Origin of the sequence: Vibrio sp. Vb2880 (genome assembly GCF_033337975.1) — a bacterium.
Classification (GTDB): Bacteria; Pseudomonadota; Gammaproteobacteria; order Enterobacterales; family Vibrionaceae; genus Vibrio; species Vibrio alginolyticus.
Genome location: NZ_JAWORT010000033.1, coordinates 1 through 24,092 on the forward strand (window position 1 = coordinate 1; position 24,092 = coordinate 24,092).

21 protein-coding genes, 1 tRNA gene and 1 riboswitch are annotated in these 24,092 nt (G+C 46.2%); of the genes, 12 read left to right on the top strand and 10 right to left on the bottom strand.

Annotation, left to right across the window (positions count from 1 at the left end; translation table 11 throughout):
* Positions 1-134 precede the first annotated feature (134 nt).
* The 9 genes from R7M92_RS22785 to thiH all read left to right on the top strand — a co-directional run bounded on the left by R7M92_RS22785 (position 135) and on the right by thiH (position 8,996).
* A tRNA-Trp gene (locus R7M92_RS22785) sits at positions 135-211 on the top strand.
* Positions 212-455: 244 nt separating this feature from the next.
* The gene (locus tag R7M92_RS22790) at positions 456-1,838 is read left to right on the top strand and encodes a multicopper oxidase family protein (protein WP_318134371.1); all 1,383 of its coding nucleotides are present in this window, start codon (positions 456-458) and stop codon (positions 1,836-1,838) included.
* A 123-nt stretch (positions 1,839-1,961) separates the two neighbouring features.
* Complete coding sequence (gene crcB, locus R7M92_RS22795; RefSeq protein WP_005378811.1) at positions 1,962-2,345, top strand: fluoride efflux transporter CrcB; 384 nt, start codon at positions 1,962-1,964, stop codon at positions 2,343-2,345.
* Between the two features lie 60 nt (positions 2,346-2,405).
* Positions 2,406-2,504: riboswitch (TPP riboswitch) on the top strand.
* A 163-nt stretch (positions 2,505-2,667) separates the two neighbouring features.
* Positions 2,668-4,608: a phosphomethylpyrimidine synthase ThiC gene (gene thiC / locus R7M92_RS22800; RefSeq protein ID WP_213973561.1), complete on the top strand. Its 1,941-nt coding sequence runs from the start codon at positions 2,668-2,670 to the stop codon at positions 4,606-4,608.
* Positions 4,608-6,023 carry a thiamine phosphate synthase gene (locus tag R7M92_RS22805; protein ID WP_318134374.1) on the top strand — a complete coding sequence of 472 codons (1,416 nt, stop codon included), beginning with the start codon at positions 4,608-4,610 and terminating at the stop codon, positions 6,021-6,023. The genes thiC and R7M92_RS22805 overlap by 1 nt, the downstream gene beginning before the upstream one ends.
* Positions 6,010-6,783 carry a HesA/MoeB/ThiF family protein gene (locus R7M92_RS22810; protein ID WP_054702534.1) on the top strand — a complete coding sequence of 258 codons (774 nt, stop codon included), beginning with the start codon at positions 6,010-6,012 and terminating at the stop codon, positions 6,781-6,783. The genes R7M92_RS22805 and R7M92_RS22810 overlap by 14 nt, the downstream gene beginning before the upstream one ends.
* Before the next feature lie 38 nt (positions 6,784-6,821).
* Positions 6,822-7,076 (top strand): sulfur carrier protein ThiS, encoded by a 255-nt coding sequence (gene thiS / locus R7M92_RS22815; RefSeq protein ID WP_054702541.1) that lies wholly within the window; start codon positions 6,822-6,824, stop codon positions 7,074-7,076.
* Positions 7,077-7,081: 5 nt separating this feature from the next.
* Complete coding sequence (locus R7M92_RS22820) at positions 7,082-7,849, top strand: thiazole synthase (protein ID WP_005397059.1); 768 nt, start codon at positions 7,082-7,084, stop codon at positions 7,847-7,849.
* 34 nt (positions 7,850-7,883) lie between these two features.
* On the top strand, positions 7,884-8,996 hold the full coding sequence (gene thiH, locus R7M92_RS22825; RefSeq protein WP_318134376.1) for a 2-iminoacetate synthase ThiH: 1,113 nt from the start codon (positions 7,884-7,886) through the stop codon (positions 8,994-8,996).
* Positions 8,997-9,132: 136 nt separating this feature from the next.
* Here the strand turns inward: thiH and R7M92_RS22830 are convergent, their stop codons facing one another.
* Positions 9,133-10,923 (bottom strand): aminopeptidase P family protein, encoded by a 1,791-nt coding sequence (locus tag R7M92_RS22830; RefSeq protein ID WP_318134378.1) that lies wholly within the window; start codon positions 10,921-10,923, stop codon positions 9,133-9,135.
* A gap of 203 nt (positions 10,924-11,126) precedes the next feature.
* Entirely contained in the window at positions 11,127-12,068 is a 942-nt protein-coding gene (locus R7M92_RS22835) for a LysR family transcriptional regulator (protein ID WP_005378791.1), read from the bottom strand.
* 107 nt (positions 12,069-12,175) lie between these two features.
* Between R7M92_RS22835 and R7M92_RS22840 the strand changes: the two genes are divergently transcribed.
* Together R7M92_RS22840 and R7M92_RS22845 are read left to right on the top strand one after the other, a co-directional pair.
* Entirely contained in the window at positions 12,176-13,369 is a 1,194-nt protein-coding gene (locus R7M92_RS22840; protein ID WP_005382927.1) for a multidrug effflux MFS transporter, read from the top strand.
* 91 nt (positions 13,370-13,460) lie between these two features.
* Positions 13,461-13,742 carry a hypothetical protein gene (locus R7M92_RS22845; protein ID WP_005378786.1) on the top strand — a complete coding sequence of 94 codons (282 nt, stop codon included), beginning with the start codon at positions 13,461-13,463 and terminating at the stop codon, positions 13,740-13,742.
* 31 nt (positions 13,743-13,773) lie between these two features.
* Here the strand turns inward: R7M92_RS22845 and R7M92_RS22850 are convergent, their stop codons facing one another.
* The 4 genes from R7M92_RS22850 to R7M92_RS22865 all read right to left on the bottom strand — a co-directional run bounded on the left by R7M92_RS22850 (position 13,774) and on the right by R7M92_RS22865 (position 16,227).
* Positions 13,774-14,229: a DoxX family protein gene (locus R7M92_RS22850; RefSeq protein ID WP_104979859.1), complete on the bottom strand. Its 456-nt coding sequence runs from the start codon at positions 14,227-14,229 to the stop codon at positions 13,774-13,776.
* A 10-nt stretch (positions 14,230-14,239) separates the two neighbouring features.
* On the bottom strand, positions 14,240-14,998 hold the full coding sequence (locus tag R7M92_RS22855; RefSeq protein ID WP_318134381.1) for a DNA-binding domain-containing protein: 759 nt from the start codon (positions 14,996-14,998) through the stop codon (positions 14,240-14,242).
* On the bottom strand, positions 14,995-15,867 hold the full coding sequence (locus tag R7M92_RS22860; RefSeq protein ID WP_318134382.1) for a DUF692 domain-containing protein: 873 nt from the start codon (positions 15,865-15,867) through the stop codon (positions 14,995-14,997). The genes R7M92_RS22855 and R7M92_RS22860 overlap by 4 nt, the downstream gene beginning before the upstream one ends.
* Before the next feature lie 99 nt (positions 15,868-15,966).
* A complete protein-coding gene (locus R7M92_RS22865) occupies positions 15,967-16,227 on the bottom strand; it encodes a DUF2282 domain-containing protein (protein ID WP_005378779.1) in 261 nt (86 codons plus the stop codon).
* Between the two features lie 281 nt (positions 16,228-16,508).
* Between R7M92_RS22865 and uvrD the strand changes: the two genes are divergently transcribed.
* A complete protein-coding gene (gene uvrD, locus R7M92_RS22870) occupies positions 16,509-18,683 on the top strand; it encodes a DNA helicase II (RefSeq protein WP_005378778.1) in 2,175 nt (724 codons plus the stop codon).
* 982 nt (positions 18,684-19,665) lie between these two features.
* Here uvrD and ggt read toward each other — a convergent pair.
* From ggt to rarD, 4 genes are all read right to left on the bottom strand, one after another.
* Positions 19,666-21,432, bottom strand: a complete 1,767-nt coding sequence (gene ggt / locus R7M92_RS22875; protein WP_318134384.1) for a gamma-glutamyltransferase — start codon at positions 21,430-21,432, stop codon at positions 19,666-19,668.
* 111 nt (positions 21,433-21,543) lie between these two features.
* Positions 21,544-22,203: a LysE family translocator gene (locus tag R7M92_RS22880; protein WP_025768968.1), complete on the bottom strand. Its 660-nt coding sequence runs from the start codon at positions 22,201-22,203 to the stop codon at positions 21,544-21,546.
* Between the two features lie 91 nt (positions 22,204-22,294).
* Complete coding sequence (locus R7M92_RS22885) at positions 22,295-23,092, bottom strand: AraC family transcriptional regulator (protein ID WP_005382915.1); 798 nt, start codon at positions 23,090-23,092, stop codon at positions 22,295-22,297.
* Between the two features lie 71 nt (positions 23,093-23,163).
* Positions 23,164-24,081: an EamA family transporter RarD gene (gene rarD, locus R7M92_RS22890; protein WP_258481776.1), complete on the bottom strand. Its 918-nt coding sequence runs from the start codon at positions 24,079-24,081 to the stop codon at positions 23,164-23,166.
* Between the last annotated feature and the right edge of the window lie 11 nt (positions 24,082-24,092).

The following is a 24,092-nucleotide window of genomic DNA, read 5'->3' on the forward strand; positions in this document are numbered from 1 at the left end:
TGGTAGTTCAGTTGGTTAGAATACCGGCCTGTCACGCCGGGGGTCGCGGGTTCGAGTCCCGTCCACTCCGCCACTTAATATCGACAACCTCGCTTATGCGAGGTTTTGTCAAATCTAGAATATGAAAATTCTATAGGGGTGTAGCTCCAATTGGCAGAGCAGCGGATTCCAAATCCGCGTGTTGGGAGTTCGAATCTCTCCACCCCTGCCACATATCAGGCTCTGACTTAGGTCAGAGCCTTTTTTGTATCTGGTTTCTTCTCATTATTACAGCTTATTTCTACTCTTATCCCGTAAGTATGGCTTTCTGCTGTACTTTGGCAGCATTTAATCTACTGAACGAACGAAACTACAGTTAGCTGTAATGATCAGTGGCCCGAAATTTTGATAATAAAGGGGAATCACTATTTATATTTAGTTACACTCAACCGATCTGGATTAATGAGTAACTATGTATGGATATATCTCGTCGACGCTTTCTTCAATCATCCTTAGCAATCTCCGCGCTTACCGTTCTACCTACATGTTCTCTATCTAGGAGCACTAATAAGCAGGGGCAATATATATACGATATCACTGCAGAGCCTTCTACTGCAGAATTGATCCCTGGGTTTAACACAGACGTACTCGCATTTAATGGTTCGATTCCAGCGCCTACGATTCGTTTTCGCCAAGGCGAGAAAGTTATAATTCGGTTTACTAACAAGCTTTCAGAGCCGACTACAATCCACTGGCATGGCTTGCGAATTCCTATTGAAATGGATGGTGTCCCTTTCTTGAGCCAGCAGCCTATCATGCCAGGTGAAACATTCGTTTATGAATTTACACCACCAGATGCGGGCACATTTTGGTATCACCCACATATGAATAGTGTGAAGCAGCTTGGTATGGGCTTAGTCGGGCTAATTGTCGTTGAAGAGGCAGAGCCGGTTCAGTTTGATGAAGAGCATGAAGTCGTCCTCAAGCATTGGCATTTAGACAAACTAGGTCAGTGGAAGAACCTTATGGTGCCGCGCTTGAGCGCTCGTATGGGGACTCCCGGAGAGTGGAGTAGCGTCAATGGTGTGCATGAACCTGTTTATACGCTGAAGCAGAATGCCACTACGCGATTAAGAATTGCTAATGTCGATAATACCATTACTTACCCGATCGCTATTGAAGGTGCAGAGGCTTGGGTTATTGCTATTGATGGTAATCCTGTTAAAGCGCCTTATAAGCTCACTCAGCACAAAATTGGTCCGGGAATGAGGTTAGATATCGGATTGATTGCTCCGAAGGCTGGAACACGTGTTTATGTGCGTCAAATGAAAGGACGCTTCCCATTCCCTTTGTGCGAGTTTGACGTTGTTGAGTCTGACTTGCCGAGCAACCAGAAACTGCCTTTATTACCTCTCAACCCTGTGCCAGCTCTCGATTTGAAAAATGCAGAGCAAATCGATTATGTGTTTGAGTGGGAGGGGGCGATCACTCCTGCTGATAAATCGGGCAAAGCGATACCTAAGTTCTGGCTGATGAACAAACGGGCTTGGGAGGGAATGAGCAAAGATAATATTCCAGCGCCGCTTTCAACATTGGAGATGGGAAAAACCTATATCTTCAACCTAAAGAACGTCACCCAATATCATCATCCTATTCATCTTCATGGACACACATTTACGGTTCTTGAGTTAGATGGTAAAAAACTCGACGAACCGTTTCATACCGATACGGTCTTACTTGGAAAAAACGGCAGTGCGAAAGCGGCATTTGTTGCAGATAACCCAGGGCGTTGGATGTACCATTGTCATGTAATTGAACATATGAAGACGGGTTTGATGGGTTACATTGAAGTAAAGTGACTCCTGTAACTTTTAAAATCTTGATAAGTTTTAAGCGCTATACTTTGCTGAATTCTAAGATTTTATAATCACTATTGCCGTAAATTTGATTACAATGTCGCCATTAACTTTTCTGGGGGAATTATGGGACAACTATCCGTTTTGGGTTTTATTGCATTGGGTGGTGCATTTGGTGCATGTTCTCGTTACTTAATTTCTGAACTTTGTGTCATTTTATTGGGGCGTGGTTTTCCATATGGTACGTTAACCGTTAACGTTGTTGGCTCATTTATGATGGGCTTATTGATAGCAGCTTTCGATAATGAACTTTTGGCAACGGAACCTTGGCGACAAGTGATTGGCTTGGGTTTTTTAGGGGCACTAACGACGTTTTCCACCTTCTCGATGGATAATGTGTTGCTTATGCAGCAGGGCGCTTTCTTTAAGATGGGGTTGAACGTATTGTTGAATGTAGTGTTAAGTATTTCAGCTGCGTGGATAGGCTTTCAATTATTGATGCGCAGCTAGCAAAGTAGTTAAAAATTGAACAGGTCGGCTTGGTTTCACCAAGCCGTTTTTATATACTGACATCACTTGTCGGAGTGCCATAAGGCTGAGACCGTTAATTCGGGATCCGTTGAACCTGATCAGATTAGAATCTGCGAAGGGAACAAGAGAAGATATTCACACCGGAGCTCTTTCTGGTTGATCTATCAAAAGTCGAATGTTGTTACAGGCAAATATCGTAAGCTTTAACTAGCCTTAATTTGACTCCTCTTGTCGCATCTATCCGCCAAGCATTTTTATCCAATTACTTTTTATCTAGTATAACAAAGCAAGGAAAAATGCTATGTCGAGTCGCAAACAAGCGAGACTGGAAGCAAAACAGTTCATTGATACACTCTCGGTACAACCGTACCCCAATTCAAGCAAAGTCTACGTAGAAGGCTCACGTCCAGATATTCGTGTGCCAATGCGTGAAATATCACTCGCTGATAGCCTTATTGGAGGCACAAAAGAAGCGCCTATTTTCGAGCCTAATGAGCCAGTACGCGTTTACGATACCTCGGGTGTATACACAGATCCAGAGCACACCATAGACCTCTATAGCGGCTTACCTAAGCTGAGAGAAGGGTGGATTGAAGAGCGTGCCGATACTGAGCTACTTGATGAAGTAAGCTCGGTGTACACCAAAGAACGCTTAGAAGACGAAACACTAGACGATCTTCGTTACGGCAATCTACCACGTATTCGACGTGCTAAAGATGGGCAGTGCGTGACCCAGTTGCACTATGCTCGCAAAGGTATTATTACCCCAGAAATGGAATATATCGCGCTGCGTGAAAACATGGGGCGTGCCAAGTATCGCGATGAAGTGCTGAATCAACAGCATCCGGGTCAAAGCTTCGGAGCGAACTTACCAAAAGATATTACCGCCGAATTCGTGCGTAAAGAAGTCGCCGAAGGTCGCGCTATTATCCCTTCCAATATTAACCACCCAGAATCCGAACCAATGATCATTGGACGTAACTTTTTGGTCAAAGTGAACGCCAACATCGGTAACTCATCGGTCACTTCTTCGATTGAGGAAGAAGTAGAGAAGCTCGTTTGGGCGACACGTTGGGGTGGAGATACCGTTATGGATCTCTCTACTGGACGTAACATCCACGAAACTCGCGAGTGGATTCTACGTAACAGTCCGGTTCCGATCGGTACCGTACCAATGTATCAAGCGCTTGAGAAAGTGAATGGTGTTGCGGAAAACCTTAACTGGGAAGTGATGCGCGATACCCTGATTGAGCAAGCGGAGCAGGGCGTTGACTACTTTACTATCCATGCCGGTTTACTACTTCGTTATGTGCCAATGACTGCAAAACGCGTTACTGGCATCGTCTCTCGTGGTGGTTCTATCATCGCGAAATGGTGTTTAGCGCATCACCAAGAAAGCTTCTTATATACCCACTTCCGAGAGATCTGTGAAATCTGTGCTAAGTATGATGTGGCACTTTCTCTCGGTGATGGTCTACGTCCTGGCTCGGTGGCCGATGCTAACGACGAAGCGCAATTTGCAGAGCTTCGTACCCTTGGTGAGTTAACCAAGATAGCGTGGGAATACGACGTACAGGTGATTATCGAAGGTCCTGGTCATGTTCCAATGCACATGATCAAAGAGAACATGGAAGAACAGTTAGATCACTGCCATGAAGCTCCTTTCTATACCCTTGGCCCATTGACGACAGACGTTGCTCCAGGTTACGACCATATTACTTCAGGTATTGGCGCTGCCATGATTGGCTGGTATGGCTGTGCGATGCTTTGCTACGTCACTCCTAAAGAGCATCTTGGTTTACCAAACAAAGAAGACGTGAAAGTAGGCATGATAACTTACAAGCTTGCTGCGCACGCCGCGGATTTGGCGAAGGGACATCCTGGTGCACAAGTTCGTGATAACGCGCTTTCTAAAGCTCGCTTCGAGTTCCGCTGGGAAGACCAATTCAACTTGTCACTCGATCCAGATACCGCGCGCGCTTTCCATGACGAAACCTTGCCTCAAGAGTCTGGAAAAGTTGCTCACTTCTGTTCGATGTGCGGACCAAAGTTCTGCTCGATGAAGATTTCGCAAGAAGTACGAGAGTACGCGAAAGACACTGAGCAAGTTGCTGCGGACCAAGCTATCTCAATCAAAATGCTGGATGACCCTTTTGAGGGGATGCGTCAGAAATCGCAAGAATTTAGAGAGTCAGGTTCCGAGCTATACCACCCAGCAGCACATGCCGAGGTAAGTGACTAATGAGCAAAATCCTTATTCCGTCATCGTTGATTGAACTGACAGGTTTAGTTCAGCAATGTTTGTTGTTGGCGAAAGAACAGGGTTTTAGCATAGAAGACATTGAGTTGGGTGTGAGCCCAACTCAATCTATTCAGCTTGTTCGCGGCCAACAGACCACACACATAACGACTGATCTCATTGATGATTATGACTCTGAGCATGAGAGTTCATTTGTGCTCTATTACCGTTCTGCTTTGTCGGTAGAAGCGTGTGCTAAGCAACCGTCGAAAGCTATTTATATTGGTATTGCTGATACTCAGGTATCCGATAAAAAGGAGAAAGTGCTTCAGCTTGATATCTGGCGTCACCCAATTAACAACGAAGTGAGAGCGCTTTCCGTTAAGTCCAAACTCAACGCAATGTTCGATCCTGAACATCACCTTGCTTGGATAGTAACGCTGACAGTACTCGATTTTCCTATCGAAGATGCGTTAACACTTGCTCGAGGAATGCTAACTCAACAAGCGAATGTTTCACGTGAAACACTGTTGAATGACAACCTTGACGAGGGACGATCCGCTCAGTGGGCTGACCAATTTGATGATTTCCCCACACCTGTACTAGAGGATAACCGGCTAGGTATTCAAGTTGGTTGGTCTGCACAAGGTGAGAGCGTTAGCTTTCCAACTCTAACTAAGCAAAGTCTAGGGCTCTATCCAGTCGTTGATGATGTTGCTTGGATTGAGCGTCTACTGCCACTAGGCATCAACACTATTCAACTGCGAATCAAGAACCCACAACAAGCCGATTTAGAACAACAAATCATTCGAGCAATTGAGCTAGGTCGTCAGTATCAAGCACAAGTGTTCATCAATGACTATTGGCAGTTGGCAATCAAGCATGGCGCTTATGGCGTCCACCTAGGACAAGAAGACATAGAAGAATCGAATTTGGCTCAGCTAACTAAAGCCGGCATTCGTCTTGGTCTTTCTACTCATGGTTATTATGAGCTACTGCGCATCGTACAAATTCATCCTAGTTACATCGCGCTAGGGCATATTTTCCCAACCACCACTAAACAGATGCCATCGAAACCACAAGGTTTGGTGCGCTTGGCTTTGTATCAAAAGCTGATTGATAGCATTCCTTATACAAATACAGAGGCTGCTTTCAGACCTTCAAAAGACAAAGAAGTAAGTGACTATGTGCTTGGCTTTCCGACGGTTGCGATTGGTGGTATCGACCAATCTAATGCTGACCAAGTTTGGCTAACAGGTGTTTCTAGTTTGGCAGTTGTGCGAGCTATTACGTTGGCAGAATCACCTCAGTCCGTCATCGAGTTCTTTGCACAACTGATGAAAGAAAGACAGCTAACGTTCACTGATCAGAATAATGAATTGGCGGATACCAAGAGAGGCGAGCATGCTCACGGATAAGCAGTTTCTTCGCTATCAGCGCCAAGTCGCTCTGCCTGAAATTGCCGAAATTGGGCAAGAACGTTTGAGTAAATCGCATGTGCTGATCATCGGTTGTGGTGGGTTAGGGAGCGCAGCGAGTTTGTACTTGGCATCAGCGGGGGTTGGTAAATTGGTTGTGGTTGATGACGATAAAGTTGATAGCAGTAACCTACAACGTCAGATCATTTATCGTGAACAAGACCTCCAAGTTGCGAAAACAAAAGCGACTGTAAAGCAATTGACTGAACTTAATTCTATGGTTCAAGTTCGTGCTATCAATAAGCGATTAGACAAAGCACAGCTGCAGCTTGAGGTGATGTTGGCGGATGTGGTTTTGGATTGCACCGACAACATGCCAACGCGTCAGCTAATTAACCAAGTTTGTTTCGAGCAAAATACGCCGCTCATCTCGGCGGCGGCAATTGGTTGGCAAGGGCAATTTGCTGTCTTTGATTACCAAACACCAAGTGAACAAGAAGCGCAGAGTAAAGCGTGTTACCGCTGTTTGTATCCGTTCGACGAATTACCACAAACGCAAAAGTGCAGTGAGAGCGGTGTCGTCGGTCCGGTGGTGGGCACACTTGGCAACTACCAAGCGATAGCGGCAATTCAAAAACTGGCGACGGGAAAGTTTCATGTCGAGACTGCCAAGTTACACCTGTTTGATGGATTGAAGCTGCAATGGCAAACCATGGCGATAAGCAAAGACAAACAGTGCCAAGTGTGTGCTCAGATTTAGCTTACGGGTAATGGGCAGAATTAAGAGAGTTGGAAGCAATGACGTTATCAGAACAACAAACAACACAAATGACAGCTGCTGACTTAGATGTGATCACTATTGTCATCAATGGCCAGTCACATCAAGTTGCCAGTGAGTCAAATCTACAGCAAATCATTAGTCAATTTGCGCTGCCTGAAATGGGCTGTGTTTTTGCAATTAATAACAATGTTGTGCCGTGCAGTGAGTGGGCTAGCACAGTTCTTTCACAGGGAGATAGCATCTCTTTGTTTCAAGCGATCGCAGGGGGTTAAAGTCGATGCTTAAAATTGGTGATAAACAATTCGAATCAAGACTGTTCACGGGAACAGGGAAGTTTGCCAACAGCCGATTAATGGCAGAAGCGATTCAAGTATCGGGTTCTCAACTTGCGACCATGGCGTTGAAGCGTGTGGATGTGAACGACCAACAAGACGATATTTTGCTACCGTTAGTACAAGCGGGTGTGAACTTATTGCCGAACACCTCAGGTGCAAAGAATGCTAAAGATGCTGTGTTTGCAGCACAATTGGCGAGAGAAGCGTTGGGTACTAACTGGTTAAAACTAGAAATTCATCCAGACCCGAAGTACTTGATGCCCGATCCAATTGAGACACTAGCAGCCGCTGAGCAACTGGTTCGTGAGGGTTTCATTGTCCTTCCTTATTGTCATGCTGACCCGGTTCTGTGTAAACGATTGGAAGAAGTAGGCTGTGCTGCAGTCATGCCATTAGGTGCGCCGATCGGTTCTAACAAAGGGATAGTTTCTCACGATTTCCTAGAGATCATCATCGACCAAGCTAATGTTCCTGTCGTTGTTGATGCGGGTATTGGTGCTCCTTCACATGCCGCGCGTGCGATGGAAATGGGCGCGGATGCCGTGCTCGTCAATACAGCGATTGCAGCTTCGAGCGATCCCGTTGCGATGGCGAAGGCATTTAAGTTGGCGGTAGAGTCCGGGCGTATGGCTTATGAAGCTGGACTTGCCGGTAAGGTTTCTCATGCGGTTGCGTCGAGTCCACTGACGTCATTCCTAGATGAGCTTTAGTCCTAGATTGGTTTAGCTATTAAGCGAGGAAAACATGAGCTTCGTTGAACAATTTAAGCAGCTTAATTGGGATGACATCTCGATGTCGATCTACGCGAAAACGGCACAAGATGTCGAGCGAGCATTGAATAAACCCAAGCGTGATTTGGAAGACTTTAAAGCGCTAATTTCACCAGCGGCTGAAGCGTACTTAGAGCAAATGGCGCAGCTGTCATACTCGGCAACTCGCAAGCGTTTTGGTAATACCATGTCGCTTTACATTCCACTGTACCTTTCTAACTTGTGCGCCAATGCTTGTACTTATTGTGGCTTCTCGATGGAGAACAGAATCAAACGTCGTACCTTGAATCGGGACGAAGTGGTTGCTGAGGTCGAAGCAATCAAGCGCATGAAGTTTGATAGCGTATTGCTGGTGACTGGCGAACACGAAACCAAAGTGGGCATGAAATACTTCCGCGAAATGGTGCCGATGATTAAGAAGCGCTTTAACTATTTAGCGATGGAAGTACAGCCACTTGATCAAGACGAATACGCTGAGCTCAAGACATTGGGTTTGGATGCGGTGATGGTCTATCAAGAAACGTATCACCCTTCGACTTACGCCGAGCACCATTTGCGTGGCAATAAGATGGATTTTGAATACCGATTGGATACACCCGATCGTCTTGCAAAGGCGGGCATCGATAAGATCGGTATTGGTGCTTTAATAGGGTTGGAAGAGTGGCGAACAGATTGTTTTTATGTGGCAGCGCACTTGGACTATCTTGAGCGCACATATTGGCAGACTCGTTACTCAATTTCTTTCCCACGTTTACGTCCTTGTAAGGGCGCGCTACAACCCAAATCAGTCATGACGGATAAGCAACTTGTTCAGCTGATTTGCGCTTATCGTTTGTTGAATCCAGAAGTGGAGTTGTCATTATCGACTCGTGAATCACCAAAGTTCAGAGACAATGCATTACCGTTAGGTATCACCAGTATGTCTGCTGCATCTAAAACTCAGCCGGGCGGTTATGCGATGGATGATGTTGAACTCGAGCAGTTTGAGATCAGTGATGAGCGAAGTGCTGGTTCTGTGGAAGATATGATTCGAGCCAAAGGCTTTGATCCTGTATGGCGAGATTGGCACTCAGCGTATTCTGGTTAATCAGCAAATAAAGCTACTGGTCATCGTTATGTTTCACGTGAAACATAAGTAAAGAAAAGAGGGTTGATGCAAAACATCAACCCTCTACTTTTTTCTAGCTTCTAGCTTCTAGCTTCTAGCTTCTAGCTTCTAGCTTCTAGCTGTGTGCTACTGGTAGCGTTGCTTGACGAAGCCACTCTTTCACATCACCTTCAACAAGTGGGCTGATCTCATCCCATACCTTCTGATGGTAATCATTCAACCATGCAAGCTCTGGACGAGTTAGCATATCAACATTGATGTTGCGCTTGTCGATTGGACAGCGTGTTAGCGACTCAAATGACAGAACAGGGAAGTCACCGTTTGTTGCGGTTTCAACAACAAGCTCTAGGTTTTCAATACGAATACCAAACGCATCTGCACGGTAGTAGCCTGGCTCGTTGGATAGCACCATACCTTCTGTTAGAGGCACGTCGATTTGCTTCTTCGAAATGCTTGCTGGACCTTCATGAACACTTAGGAAGTGACCAACACCGTGACCGGTACCGTGATCGTAATCGTAGCCTTCCGCCCATAAGTGCTGACGAGCTAGCGTATCGATTTGGTAACCACGTGTGCCTTTCGGGAAACGTGCACGAGCAACACCGATGTGACCTTTTAGCGCAAGAGTGAACTGTTTAATCATCTCTTGTGAAGGCTGACCGATCGCAATTGTACGCGTGATGTCTGTCGTACCATCTAGGTACTGACCGCCTGAATCCACTAGGTAAAGTGTGTTCAGTTCTAGCTTGCCAGGTTCAGGTTGGTTTTCGTGGTTGTAGTGACACATCGCCGCGTTGCCGCCTGCCGCTGAAATGGTATCAAAGCTAAGATCCATTAGTGTCGGGTCTTCGCTACGAAATGCTTCCAGTTTGTCTGCCAGTGTCGCTTCATCATGCAGGTTACCAGCAGCGACTTCTGCATCTAACCAAGATAGGAACTTACTCATCGCCACACCATCACGGATATGGCATGCTTTCATGCCTGCGATTTCAACCGCGTTCTTCGCCGCTTTTGGCATTAGACATGGATCAGCGTTACTCACCACAGATGCGCCAGCATTTTGTAGAACCAACTTAAACCATGCGTTACTTGTCGCAGGGTCAACCAGTACATTCTTGCCAGTTAGAGTTTCTAGCCGTGCTTGCAATGCTTCTGGGTGATGAACTGTTACGTCCGCACCAACATGAGCGTCAAACTCAGCAGGTAAGCGAGCAGGATCTAGGAAGTATTCTACGCTTGAGTCTGAGTGCAGAATCGCGTGAGAAAGCAGAACTGGTAGACGTGAGACATCTAGACCACGAACGTTGAGCAACCAACAGATAGAATCAAGTGCTGTGATCACTGCGCTGTCTGCACCGGCTTTTTTCACAAGCTCTGCGATTTCTTGGCGTTTGCTTTCACTTGACTGACCAACTGCTTCTGTTGCCATTAGGCGAACATCAGAAACCACAGGAGCAGGGCGGTCGTGCCACAGTTCATCAATTGGGTTGCTATCGAGAATCTTAAGCTCAAGTGCGCCAGCAAGTTTTGCTTGTGCCATGTCTAGCCAAGCAGCGTTGTGCATGCGAGGGTCGATTGCCACAGACGCGCCATTTGCAAGATGGTCTTTAATCCAATCTAGTGCAGGCTCTTCAATCAAGTGACGGTATTCGAATAGATCAGCAGGAACCTGCTTTGTTACTTGTACTGTGTAGCGACCATCAACAAAGATAGCGGCTTTGTCTTTGGTGATTACCGCAGCACCAGCAGAACCAGTAAAACCAGTTAGCCAATGTAAACGCTCGTTGTGCGCTGGTACGTATTCACCCAAGTACTCGTCTTCATGAGGGACAAGTAGGGCATCAATATTATGTTGTGCTAGCCATTCGCGAATTGCATTCACGCGGCTTTGGGTATCGTTGTGCATCTGTGTTATTCCTTCAAATTACCGCTCCTTCATGCTCAGGTGTGGGAGCTGTTTCCATCTGCTTCATGCAGTTTACGATTCCATTGAGGTTCGCAATCACTTCAATAGAGTCGGAGTACAACTAGGCCATAGATGAGCCAAAAAGGACTACGACAGTTAAGCTACTCATTTTAGCCGCTAAGCGCAAATTGAGCGCGGTGTTTTTATCTAAGGTGATCGGTTTTTTGTGTGATCATCGTACGTAGCCAGCCTAATGCAGGGTCGTTTTCTCTGTCTCGGTGCCAGAATAAAGTGTAAGCCATAGGTGGGAATTCTAACGGTAGTGGCAGCACGACCAAATCAAGCTGTTTGGCCGCAAGTTGCACAAAATGACTTGGCGCAGTAAAGATAAAGTCGGTGTATGAACATAAACTTGCGGCACTGTTAAAGTCGGGCACAGTGACGGCAATATCGCGGTCGGCGCCAATATCTGCAAGGCGATAATCCAGCAACCAACGGTCGTTGCCATCACAACGTACTTGTACATGGCGTAGGGCGAGATAGGCTTCCAGATTCCAAGGTTGTTTTAGCGCAGGGTGGTTTTTGCGAATGATGCACATTTGGTAATCACGATAAATTTCCAACTCGCAAATGTCATCGGGTGGTTGAAGAGTCAGCTTGGCATCGTTTATATCGATATCTTTTCCAGTTAAGCCTAAATCCAGTTCGCCGCGTTGAAGCATTTTAAATGTATTATCCGACCACGGGTGTGTGCTTATGGTCACGCCAGGTGCTTGTTGAAAAATCGCCGGTAAGAAATGGGGTAGAATGAGAGGGTAGACACTCTCTACCGCTGCTATTTGAAAACGGTATTCGCTGCTTTGCGGAGAAAACTCTTCGGGTTGAGTCAGCACTTCTAACTGATTTATCAACAGATCCAGTTTCGGTTTAAGAAACAATGCGCGCGGCGTAGGTGTTAATCCATGTGAGTTTCGAGTGAAAAGCGGGTCATCAAATTGAATGCGCAGTTTAGCGAGTGATTTACTTACGGCGGATTGGCTTAAGCACAATCGGTGGGCCGCACGAGTAACGTTTAACTCTTCAATCAGCACTTTAAAGCAGACCAATAGATTTAAATCGATACGAGCCAGTTTTTCGACGTTCACAGTGAATTTCCTCTGGGGAATAATGCTCATGATTATACATCATTTCCATTCATATCATCAGATGATTAAGCTTTACCCAAAGTTCTTTATCCAATTCGGAGTGTTGTGTGTCTAGCCAGTTTTCTAATAGTAAAAAACAGATGGCGTTATTGACCCTTTTGGTTCTTTTTAGTCCTTTAGCGATTGATATTTATCTACCTGCTTTACCTCTTATTGCTTCCACTTTTCAGGTCGATAATGCGCTAGCACAAGACACGATCACTTGGTTCTTATTTGCTATGGGTGTTGGTCAGCTATTCGCAGGTCCCCTAGCAGATAAACTCGGACGTCGAACTGTTGCATTGGGCGGTATCACCATTTACGCGATGAGCGCTTTATTGGCGTGGAGTGCTCAAAATATTGAGTGGATGTTGGTTTCCCGACTGCTACAAGGCTTAGGTGCGTGTGCGACATCGGTAGCAGCCTTTGCAACAGTTCGCGATATCTTTGGCCCGGAAAAAAGCGGCAAAATGATCAGCTACCTTAACGGTGCGATTTGTTTCATTCCGGCTTTAGCTCCAATTCTAGGTAGCTGGTTAACTCAACAATTTGACTGGCGTGCTAACTTTAGCTTTATGGCGGGTTTTGCTGTGGTGTCTGGATCATTGATGTTTTTCATGATGAAAGAGACTAACCCGTCAACAGAAAAGCAAGCCGTGTTTAAGCTTAGTCGGTATTGGGCAGTGCTTAGCACACCATCTTTTGTTTTCCATGCGTCATTATGCTTGATGGCGATGGCGGTTATTCTTGCTTACGTTACCTCAGCACCGTCGGTATTGATGACGGGGATGGGGCTGTCGATGAATGAATTCACTTTCTGGTTTGGTGTAAATGCGGTGATAAACATTGCGGCATGTATGCTGGCGCCTAAGTTTATGGAGCGCGTTGGAACTCACAACACCTTGGTCACCGGGATCTCAACTCTGGGTCTCGCTGGTGTGATCATGCTAGTGATGAATGGTCAGAATACCGCGCTTTCTTTCATGCTACCTATCTTCATGTCTTCTGTAGGTTTTGCATTCATTCTGGGTGCAGCGGCAGGGAAAGCGTTAGAACCGTTTGGTGATAAGGCGGGCACGGCAGCTGCACTGCTTGGATTGTTCCAAATGAGTGGCTCTGGTTTGTTGGTGGGTACGCTGCAACGCTTATCTCTGGATCCGCAAACCTTGATTGCAATTCATATGTGGGTCCTATTACCTGCGTTGGTCGTTCTGTTTACAAAAGCAGGGAAGAACTGGCACTCGAGCTTTGCGAAAGCGTAAATCAGTGTAATTTAGTATTTTCCAATGTAAGTAAGGCGTGTATATTTGTCACTCAGACTTTTCCTGACACCATAACGGAACTCAAAAAGTAATGTCGTTAACCACGTATGAAATGGCTCGTATTCTAGAGCAAATGGAAGATTCACCAGAAAAGGTGATGTTTGGCAAGTTGCTTAATGAGCTGGGTAATCAAAGCTCCGAGCGTATTCGTAGTGCGGCTAAACAAGTACCTCTGCCAATTTTGCGTGATATCGTGTACCAATTTCAGCAAGTGATTGAGTCACGCAAAGATGAACAAGTCGAGCAGATGGCAAAAGACCTCGCTCAGCAAGGTATCTCAGCAGAAGAGCTACTGGCTTACTTGAATAAATAATAAAAAATCCCCGCATGATGCGGGGATTTTTTTAGCTCGTCATTTTCTTTTTCAGGATGTGGTCCAAAGACAGCGGTCCTGGCCCCCATACGATTACGATAAGAATCATCAATCCCCAAAGTTGGTGGTCATAAAAACCTTTCTCCCACAACAGTGGGTAAGAGATCACTGCGATGATGTTGAACACAAACAGAATTGCTGCCATCGGGCGGGTAATCAATCCTAGTGCCAAGAACACCGGTAGAACCAACTCCGCAGCCGTACCTAAATAAGCCGCCAATTCCCATGGCAAGATTGGCACTTGGTATTCCAGCTCAAATAAGTACAACGTGCTATCCCAAGACGAGATTTTGATTAGTCCTGAATTGAAGAACACCCAAGCAACCCAAAAGCGGCAAAAGAGAAGTAGTAAAGGGACAAAGCCAGCTTGTAAGGTACTGATTAAATCGTCATACCGATTCACTAAGTTTTTAACCGTATCCTTCATAGAGTGCTCCTTAGATTGATTGCAATGTAAAGCCGTCAACAATATCGAGTGCCATGATGCGATTGAGATGAGCGAGTAAAACTTCAGGTATTTCGCTCAAACTCTGCTTCTGCTCTAAACATTGCAGCAGTTGGAACACATCAGCATCGAGTGCGTGACACAAGGCTTCTCCATTGGCTTGAATCGAGATGACACCTTGCTGTAATTGGTTGATATTAAGTTGTTCGAATTGCCCAGTTTGAATCGCGCTAAATAGATCGAATACTGCGTAGTTGGAGTCAAAGCTGCGGCAGCCTTTTTTAAGATGTAAGACTAAAGCGGGTTGTTGCTCTTCACTCACTTCGCCAAGTAACGCAAGCGGTTTTAATTCCGCTGCATTGGATTGTTCATACTGTACTTGACGAGCTAGGTCGATATGCCACTCGAAGCGTGCGACTTCAGGGCTGTAAGGTGCTTGTGCGATCACCTGACTAAACTGCATGATGGTGTCTTGAAAGCCTTCGCCATAATGCACCACGTTTCCTTCTTCTAATGGGTAAGAAAGAACATGCTGCCGAGCTATCTGTTCAAAGCATTCTTCACCAAGCAGCGCTTCAACCATCGGGTAGGTCGCGGACAACACTTCGCTTAAGCTGACGATAAAGTTATTGCGGTAAATTTGTATGCGTTCATCAGCGGTAAACTCATCACTGGCAATATCGCAGTCTTCACCGAGCGCTTGATAGTGCAGGGCTTTAGCAAACTGGCTTTGTAAGGTGGCTAGATTCATGATGCCTTCCTTGGTTCGCTTTGTTCACTTGGAAGTGTGCCTTGCAACAGCAGTTGCGATGCTTTCTGCGCTTCTTCGAGCAAGACTTCTGGCGCGGGGATATCCAAATCCCATTCAATCAACGTATGACGTGGACCGTGTTTTTTTGTCCACTGTGAAAACAACTGCCAAACTTCATCGCTAACCGGGCGGCTATGGGTATCAATCCATATCTCACCTTTGTCGAGTTGTTTGATGGTAAAACCTGCCAAGTGAATCTCATCCACTTTGTCGGCTGGAATCGCATCTAGGTATGTGTCGCAATCAAAACCGTGGTTGAACGCCGAAACATAAACATTGTTTAAATCGAGCAATAAACGACAGTCAGTGCGCTTTTGCACTTCGGTAAGAAACTCCCATTCGCTGATGGTCGAATGTTGAAACTTCACATAACTAGATGGGTTCTCTATCAAGATCTCGCGTTGCAAATAATCCTGCACTTCATTCACGTTACGAGTGAACACGTTGAGCGCTTCTTCCGTATACGGAAGTGGAAGCAGGTCATTAAAGTAGTGACCGCCGTTTTCACTCCAACTTAAATGGTCAGAAACAAGGATTGGGTCGATTGAGTCAATCAGCGCTTTAAGTTGAGCAAGATGCTTTTGACTAACACGTTCCACCGAACCTAATGACAGACCAATGCCGTGGCAGCTAATTTGATACTGTTCGCGTAATGCCTGTAATTGATTGCGCTCTGCAGCGTTGGGTTGAAAATAGTTTTCACTGTGGATTTCTAACCAAGACAACTCAGGCTGGGATTGGCTAAAGTAATCGAGGTGAGGGGTTCTTAATCCAACTCCAACAAGGTCGTGGAAGGTGTGGTGTTTCACGTGAAACTCCTTTTCAAATCGTGCGGGAAGAGAAGGATGCGTCTTGGCTTTGCGTTGGTTGAGCGTCAACGCATCCTCATAATAGCTAGCGATAAAAGATTATGAAGAAGAAGTGCTACCGCCAGCGAGTTTGTCACAAAGACCTTTTGGTACGACTACGAATGCGTCTTTTTGGTTATCTTCTTTAGAAGTACCAGCGCATGAGCTGCTTTTTGTTGCACAGTCGTTTTTACCTGCTTTAGAAACGCCATAGCACTTTTCTTTTTCAGCAGCGACAGCTGGAGCTGCAGTTAGCATTGTGCCACCAAGAGCTAGAAGACCAGTAACAGCAGCAGTAACAGCTAGATTCGACTTTTTCATAATAAATTCCTCTGAATGATTTCCTTTACTTTAAGTTGGCAAGATGAATCGCCTGTTTTGGCGTTTTTGTTATCAACTTGCTTAACTTAAAAGATAGGAAACTGGCTAAAAAACTTTCAGAAAAATTTCTGAAGTAAATGGGTTTGTAGGGTCAAATAGATATAACCAATTGATGTATTGGGCAAAAAAACATCGATTTTTTTATCAAGTTTTGTCTAAACAGCACCCGGTTGTTTAGGTTATAATCGGTTTTTATGTATAAATAACCAGTAGCTCTCATCATGATGGATCCATCTCTATTACTCGACGGTTTGAACGATAAACAACGTGAAGCCGTTGCAGCACCTCTAGAAAACTTGCTCGTTCTTGCTGGCGCAGGAAGTGGTAAGACACGCGTTCTTGTTCACCGTATCGCTTGGCTGATGTCGGTCGAGCAAGCTTCTCCGTTTTCAATCATGTCGGTAACCTTTACCAATAAGGCGGCGGCAGAGATGCGTGGACGTATCGAAGAGCTAATGATGGGCAGTGCAGGCGGTATGTGGAATGGTACTTTCCACGGCATTTGTCACCGTATTCTGCGAGCACACTATCTTGATGCGAAGCTACCGGAAGATTTCCAAATCATTGACAGTGACGACCAGCAGCGTCTGCTAAAGCGTTTGATCAAAGCGCAAAACCTCGATGAGAAGCAATGGCCTGCACGCCAAGTGGCATGGTGGATTAACGGTAAGAAAGACGAAGGTCTGCGTCCGTCGCACATTGATGCGTACCATGATCCAGTAACCAAGACATATCTGCAGTTGTACACCGCTTACCAAGAAGCGTGTGATCGTGCTGGTTTAGTCGATTTTGCGGAAATCTTGCTGCGCGCACATGAGCTACTGCGTGATAACAAGTTCGTCCGTGAACACTACCAAGCACGCTTTAAGCATATCTTGGTGGACGAGTTCCAAGATACCAACAACATTCAATATGCTTGGCTACGTATGATGGCGGGTCCTGAGTGTCACGTGATGATCGTAGGTGATGACGACCAGTCGATTTATGGTTGGCGTGGTGCAAAAGTCGAGAATATTGAGAAGTTTACGCTCGAATTCCCAAGCGTAAATACCATTCGTCTTGAGCAAAACTACCGTTCAACCAAGACCATTCTGGAAGCATCTAACACCCTGATTGCGAATAACACCGAGCGTATGGGTAAAGAGTTGTGGACGGATGGCGTGGTCGGTGAGCCTATCTCGGTTTACAGCGCTTACAACGAATTAGATGAAGCCCGTTTTGCGGTGAACAAAATCAAAGAGTGGCAAGACAAGGGCGGTGCTCTGAATGACGCTGCGATGCTTTACCGTAACAACGCCCAGTCGCGTGTTCTGGAAGAAGCGTTAATTCAAGCCGGTCTGCCTTACCGTATCTACGGCGGCATGCGATTCTTCGAACGTCAGGAAATCAAAGATGCCTTGAGCTACATGCGTCTGATTGCCAACCGTAACGATGATGCGGCGTTTGAACGTGTGGTGAATACGCCAACGCGTGGTTTGGGCGATAAGACGCTTGAAACCATCCGCTTTGCGGCTCGTGATCGTGGTTGCACCATGTGGGAAGCGAGTGTGGCAATGTTGGACGAGAAGGTGCTTGCTGGTCGCGCTGCTGGTGCTCTGAGCCGTTTTATCGAGCTTGTCACCGCGCTAGAAGACGACACCTTAGAGATGCCGCTGCATCACCAAACTGACCATGTGATTAAATACTCGGGCTTGTTCGCTATGTACGAGCAAGAGAAGGGCGAAAAGTCTAAGGCACGTATTGAGAACTTGGAGGAATTGGTGACCGCAACTCGCCAATTCGAGAAACCAGAAGAAGCCGAAGACATGTCACTGCTGACGGCATTCCTAACCCACGCAGCACTAGAAGCGGGCGAAGGACAAGCGGACGAATTTGAAGATGCGGTTCAGCTCATGACATTACACAGTGCGAAAGGTCTAGAGTTTCCATTGGTGTTTATGGTCGGTGTGGAAGAAGGCATGTTCCCAAGCCAAATGTCGGCAGAAGAAGCAGGGCGCTTAGAAGAAGAACGCCGTCTGTGTTACGTAGGCATGACCCGTGCGATGCAGAAACTGTACATCACTTATGCTGAAATGCGTCGTTTGTACGGTCAGGATAAATACCATAAACCGTCTCGCTTTATCCGTGAACTGCCAGAAACTTGTTTAGATGAAGTACGAATGAAGGCGCAAGTTAGCCGTCCTTCAAGCAGTGGTCGATTTAGCCAAACTGTTGTGAAAGAGAGCTTTAATGAAACCGGCTTTACGCTAGGTTCTCGTGTGATGCATCCAAAGTTTGGTGAAGGCACCATCATCAACTTCGAAGGCAGTGGTCCACAAAGCCGTGTACAGATTGCCTTTAACGGTGAAGGCATCAAATGGTTGGTAACTGCTTACGCACGACTAGAGAAACTGTAAGGCTTGACCAAAACTCATACCAATCGTAATAAATAACTGGTCATTCTAGCTTGTTAAAATACTCGATAACTGCGTTGCAATTTTTGATTGTAGAATAACTACTTATCGAAAAATTGCGCCTTGTTCTCAAGCATTTTCCCTACGCTATTTCTGATCACTTATTTACTGTGATTGGTATCATCAACTTAAGAGCTGCTTCGGCGGCTCTTTTTGTTTGTGCAGTTTTGGTGTCGCTAACGCAGTAAAAAATGGAATGATAAATGGAGTACAAAAGCGCGACTTAACGATGCCGTTTGAAGTGAAAGGTGGGCGTTGTGGGTGAATGCCTGTTTTCAGCAGATCTACTGAGAAAAACTTTAGGCAAAGAAAAACCCCGAGGGCTTGCGCCCATCGGGGTTATAGTCTTACTCGCAGCAATCCAGCTACTAAGAGTGCTCCATGCATCTAATCCATGATAGTGTGCTGAATCCGTCAGCTTAATCCTTACGTCGCCTTCCTAGCGGTGTCCTTAATGACCTTATCCTGGTCTGCTAACTATCCTCGTTAGCTCTCATCACTTGTTCCCTGAGCGGTGTCCCTGACATCATCCTGATGTTCAAATCCTTGCCTCGTCCAGAGGTGTCCATTTCCCGTCCTTAGTAGCAACCATCCTAGTCACTATTGATTCCGTTCAATGTCCAATTTTGCAATCCATGCCCGACTATTCATCCTGAATAACCGTTTCTTCTTCCTGAAGTTCACCAAGTCCGTGGTGTTTCCTGTTCCGTGTCAGCATCCTTCCGACAGGTTTAATATTACGTGTTTAACGATTTCCAACAACGGGCTAATCTCACATTTTTTAACTCTCTTAGCGTTCAAAAAAGATACATGAGCATTAAATTCAATGGCTTATGCTCTTTTCTGTACGGTTTTACCATTAAAAAAGAGAGGTTTGCTCAACCCTTTGTGAGAGATCTCGCACAAGGGGTCGAGCGAAAGACTCTTACTGCCCGATAGCGGCACCTTCACGTCTTGGATCCGCAGCGCCTTCAAGACCGTCTTTTGTTATTCGTATCGCATGCAGACCAGAGTTCAAATCCCGAACATCGGTTTTAAAGCCCATCTTCTCCAGAGCAGGCTGTAAGCCCTCTGCGGCGGTACCTTGCTCAATATCTAAGGTGCCAAAACGGTTCAGCAATCGTGGCTGATTAATCGCGCTTTGGATGTCCATATCCCATTGCGTGTGGGCGATAATGGCTTGTGCGACGTAACCAATAATGCGGCTGCCACCCGGTGAGCCAATTGCCATGTAAGGCTTGTCATCCTTCATCATAATGGTTGGTGCCATAGATGAACGTGGGCGTTTGCCCGGTTCTAATCGGTTTGCGATTGGCACACCATCTTGATGCGTGCTGAAAGAGAAATCGGTCAGTTCGTTATTGAGCAAGAAGCCGCGCACCATCAAGCGTGAGCCAAAGGCGTTCTCGATGGTTGTTGTCATTGAAACCACATTGCCTTGCTTATCGACGATATTGAAATGGCTGGTGGAAGGCAACTCGATCGATTGGTCCATGCTTAAGTTCATGGCGTGCGACCAAGGAGGATTACCGGCTTCAGCCTTACTCAAGGCTTTACCGACTTGAATGAGCTCAGCACGTTGTTTGAGATAATCTTTATCAAGCAAGCCTTCGGTTGGCATTGGCACATAATCTTGGTCAGCCATGTATTTACCACGATCCGCGAACGCAAGGCGCGATGCATCGGCGATCACTTGCCATGATTTCGCGCTTTCGGCTCCCCAACCTTTAAGATCGTATTGCTCGGTGATCGCGAGAATCTGTCCAACCGTCAATGCGCCAGAGCTAGGTGGTCCCATGCCGCAGATGTCATAGCTTTGGTAAGCCGCACAAACCGGTTCACGTTGCTTGATTTGGAACGCATCAAAGTCAGGTTGTGCCAATACGCCAGGATTGCCCGGTGCATTCTGTACTGTCTTGATGATGTCTGTGGCGATATCGCCTTGATAGAAAGCTTTTGCCCCTTGCTCTGCAATTGCCGTCAGAGTTTGCGCGTATTCAGGGTTCTTCAACAATGTGCCTTCGGCTTTTGGTGAGCCATCTGGATTGAAGAAGTAAGCCTTAGTCGCAGGGAAGCGAGATAGGCGCTTGGCATCTTTTTCAATCAGACTCGCGAGGCGAGGACTAACTTCGAAACCTTGTTCAGCCAAGGTAATTACGGGTTGGATGATCTTTTTCCATTCCAACTTGCCGTATTTCTGGTGCGTGTCCCACAGCAGTTTCACTGTACCAGGAGTGGCAACGGAGCGCCCGCCGACAACCGCATCGTAAAATTGTAGGGGTTGTCCTTTTTCGTCTAAAAAGAGTTTCGGCGTCGCGGCGAGCGGTGCGGTTTCGCGTCCATCATACGTAGTCAGTTTTTGTTTCTCACTGTCCCAATACACTAAGAAGGCACCGCCACCAATACCTGATGATTGCGGCTCTACCAAGCCCAGCATCAATTGTACGGCAACCATGGCATCAATAGCATTGCCCCCTTGTGCAAGAACATCCGCCCCGGCTTGGGTTGCAAGTGGGTTGGCTGCTGTGACCATATAACCTTTGGCTTTGACCAATTGCTTTTGCTCGAAGCCAGTACTGTGCTCCGGTGCAACCGCATCTGCTGCTTGGTTAGCAAAGGCTGAGGTGGATAAGACGAGTGGGGAAGTAAGAAAAAGACCCGTGGTCACGAGTCGGTTGAACGTCCAATGCATGATGACTCTCCATGTTGCCAGTTTTGTGCTTTGAGCTTGGCAGTTATGGAGAGTCACGTCGAGTCAGCAATCTTAGAAATGTCGATTGTGCTACGCTTTTAAATCAGTACTTTATCCGATAAAAGTATTGATAGTTTGGTATAGAATACTGCCGCCCACTAGAGTAAATACCACGCCGCATAGACCGTCGATGTAGATACCCGCTTGTTGTAATTTACGCTGTAAGCGCTGTGTCGACAGCATCCATGCAAGGCTAGAGAACCAGAATAGCGACAAGCCAAACAGGATGACCAAGGCAGTACCTTTGCCAGTAATCGACATACCTGCTGGGACTAAACTCGACATCAAACTGACAAAGAACACCAGGGCTTTTGGGTTAAGAATGTTGGTCGCAAACCCTTTAGCAAACGCTTGACGCTTATTGCTGATCACTAGGTTATTTTGCTTCTTAGGTTGATCCGTCAGTGGGTTTTGGATCATCGAGATCACGGCACGCAATGCGCCAATTCCTAAGTAGAGCAGGTAACTACCACCGAGCAGTTGTACCACGGAATACAGCACTGGGTGCTGGTGGACGACAAAACTCACACCTGTCAGGCTGAACAAAGAGTGCAGCAAAATACCGACGGACAATCCCAACGCAATGTACAAGCCAGTTTGACGACCATGACGCGTCGCATTTTGTACGACCAGCGCAAAGTCCGGACCTGGACTCATTAGGGCAATAAAGTGAATGCTGGCGAGTGTCAGCAATATGGTGGATTCATTCATAACACATCTCAAATTTAACCAATGCGGCTATTGTCGTGGTAAGTCACCTGTGGCGCTTGTAAAAAACTGACAGCTTTCTCGGTAAATGAAATTAACGAGCCACTTGAGAAGGGGAAACGCCGTAGGTCTGTTTAAACGCTTTGCTGAAATGCGCTTGATCATAGAAACCGATTTGATGAGCGACGTCGGTACCACATTGACCAGCTTGCAGTAACTTCATGCCTTGTTCAAGGCGCAGGCGTGCGAACCATGCATAAGGCGTCATGCCAGTTTGCGCTTTAAAGTGGCGCTGGAACTGAGTTGGGCTCAGTTGGCACAGCTCTGAAAGTGAATCCAAACGCACCGCTTGGTCAAGGTTAGCCATTAGATAATCTTTTAACGTCCCAAGCGATTGGTTTCCTAGCGGCACCACTTTTTGTCGCTCAAGCGATCCGTAGCGATCAAAAAGTTGGTTAAATCCTTCAAAAGGAAGGCAATCTTTGGTGAGTTGGCTGAGGTTTTCACGACGAAGCAGCCCGTGTAAGTTACTAAGTTGTGAAAATATCTGCGGATCCGAGATGATCAGTTCGTTGAAGTGTATTATTTGACCGTTTTGCTTAAGATCAGCCAGATCGCTCAATAGATGAGGTTCGATCGCAAACACATTTACTTCGTAGCCACTCTCGAGCTTAGATTGCCCGTCGTGCAGCTCATCCGGCGGCATAATCACAATTTGCCCGTGACCAACTTGGTGGCTGTTACCTTGGTATTGGAACTTCTGCGCACCATGCGTGATCAGGCCGAGATGAAAATCCAGATGGTAATGCCTTTGAAAAGCAAATTTCTGGTATTTCGCCTCTATTAGACTTAAGTTGTCATGGTCGGTTGCGTAGTACTGAATATGTTCCATTAAATAAAAAAGCTTGGTCACATTATGACCAAGCTTATCTGGCAATTTCTAACTTGTCTTGTAAAAAACGATCACTGTGGCTGAACGATTCGGCGTGAGCGACGGTTATTACGTAATCCATCAAAGCTAAACACGACTAGTGCTCCCCAAATAAAGACGAAAGTGATCGCTTTATCCATGGTAAAGGGTTCGCCATACATCAATACTGCAAGTAAAAACATTAAGCTTGGGCCTATATATTGGAAAAAGCCCAAAGTCGATAATTTGAGTCTTGTTGCTGCACCCGTAAAGCACAGCAGTGGCAGGGTTGTTATAACCCCAGCCGCGATCAACAAACTATTTAACGTAAGTGGATTCGTAAGCATATTTGAGGTTGGTGTATCGGCAACAAAAAGCAAATAAACAGCGGCCACTGGCAGTAGAAGTAATGTCTCGATAAACAAGCCAGTTTTTGCATCGACACTGACTTTCTTTCTTAATAAGCCATAAAAGCCGAAGCTTATTGCTAACGCCATCGCAACAACAGGTACGGAGCCAAATACAATCAGTTGAACGAGTACGCCACAACCTGCCAATACAACCGCGAACCACTGTAATTTACGCAGTCGCTCACCAAGGAAGACCATCCCGAGTAAGACGTTGATCAGTGGGTTAATGTAATAACCTAAGCTGGCGTCGAGCATATGATTCGAGTTTACCGCCCAAATGAAAATCAACCAATTGCCGCCAATTAGCATGGAACTTGCGATCAGGTAAGCGATTTTCGTTTTGTCTTTCGCGATGTGGTAAGCCGAGCGCCAGTGACGGCCAAAATGGAGGAGTGCAGCAAGCAAAAAGAAAGACCATATCACTCGGTGGCTTAGAATTTCCAAAGGAGATACTTGTGCGATGGACTTAAAGTACATCGGCGCAATGCCCCACATGGTATACGCGCCGATCGCTAGCAAGATACCTTGCCGCGCGCGTTGTTGTTCGTCTTCTGGTGTCATGAAGTGTCACC

Coding starts and splice junctions, on each gene's coding strand:
- thiC (WP_213973561.1), top strand. CDS start 2,668: ATGTCGAGTCGCAAACAAGCGAGACTGGAAGCAAAACAGTTCATTGAT.
- R7M92_RS22850 (WP_104979859.1), bottom strand. CDS start 14,229: ATGAAGGATACGGTTAAAAACTTAGTGAATCGGTATGACGATTTAATC.
- R7M92_RS22845 (WP_005378786.1), top strand. CDS start 13,461: ATGTCGTTAACCACGTATGAAATGGCTCGTATTCTAGAGCAAATGGAA.
- R7M92_RS22880 (WP_025768968.1), bottom strand. CDS start 22,203: ATGAATGAATCCACCATATTGCTGACACTCGCCAGCATTCACTTTATT.
- R7M92_RS22790 (WP_318134371.1), top strand. CDS start 456: ATGGATATATCTCGTCGACGCTTTCTTCAATCATCCTTAGCAATCTCC.
- R7M92_RS22830 (WP_318134378.1), bottom strand. CDS start 10,923: ATGCACAACGATACCCAAAGCCGCGTGAATGCAATTCGCGAATGGCTA.
- rarD (WP_258481776.1), bottom strand. CDS start 24,081: ATGACACCAGAAGACGAACAACAACGCGCGCGGCAAGGTATCTTGCTA.
- R7M92_RS22810 (WP_054702534.1), top strand. CDS start 6,010: ATGCTCACGGATAAGCAGTTTCTTCGCTATCAGCGCCAAGTCGCTCTG.
- uvrD (WP_005378778.1), top strand. CDS start 16,509: ATGATGGATCCATCTCTATTACTCGACGGTTTGAACGATAAACAACGT.
- R7M92_RS22865 (WP_005378779.1), bottom strand. CDS start 16,227: ATGAAAAAGTCGAATCTAGCTGTTACTGCTGCTGTTACTGGTCTTCTA.
- R7M92_RS22885 (WP_005382915.1), bottom strand. CDS start 23,092: ATGGAACATATTCAGTACTACGCAACCGACCATGACAACTTAAGTCTA.
- R7M92_RS22805 (WP_318134374.1), top strand. CDS start 4,608: ATGAGCAAAATCCTTATTCCGTCATCGTTGATTGAACTGACAGGTTTA.
- thiS (WP_054702541.1), top strand. CDS start 6,822: ATGACGTTATCAGAACAACAAACAACACAAATGACAGCTGCTGACTTA.
- ggt (WP_318134384.1), bottom strand. CDS start 21,432: ATGCATTGGACGTTCAACCGACTCGTGACCACGGGTCTTTTTCTTACT.
- thiH (WP_318134376.1), top strand. CDS start 7,884: ATGAGCTTCGTTGAACAATTTAAGCAGCTTAATTGGGATGACATCTCG.
- R7M92_RS22820 (WP_005397059.1), top strand. CDS start 7,082: ATGCTTAAAATTGGTGATAAACAATTCGAATCAAGACTGTTCACGGGA.
- crcB (WP_005378811.1), top strand. CDS start 1,962: ATGGGACAACTATCCGTTTTGGGTTTTATTGCATTGGGTGGTGCATTT.
- R7M92_RS22855 (WP_318134381.1), bottom strand. CDS start 14,998: ATGAATCTAGCCACCTTACAAAGCCAGTTTGCTAAAGCCCTGCACTAT.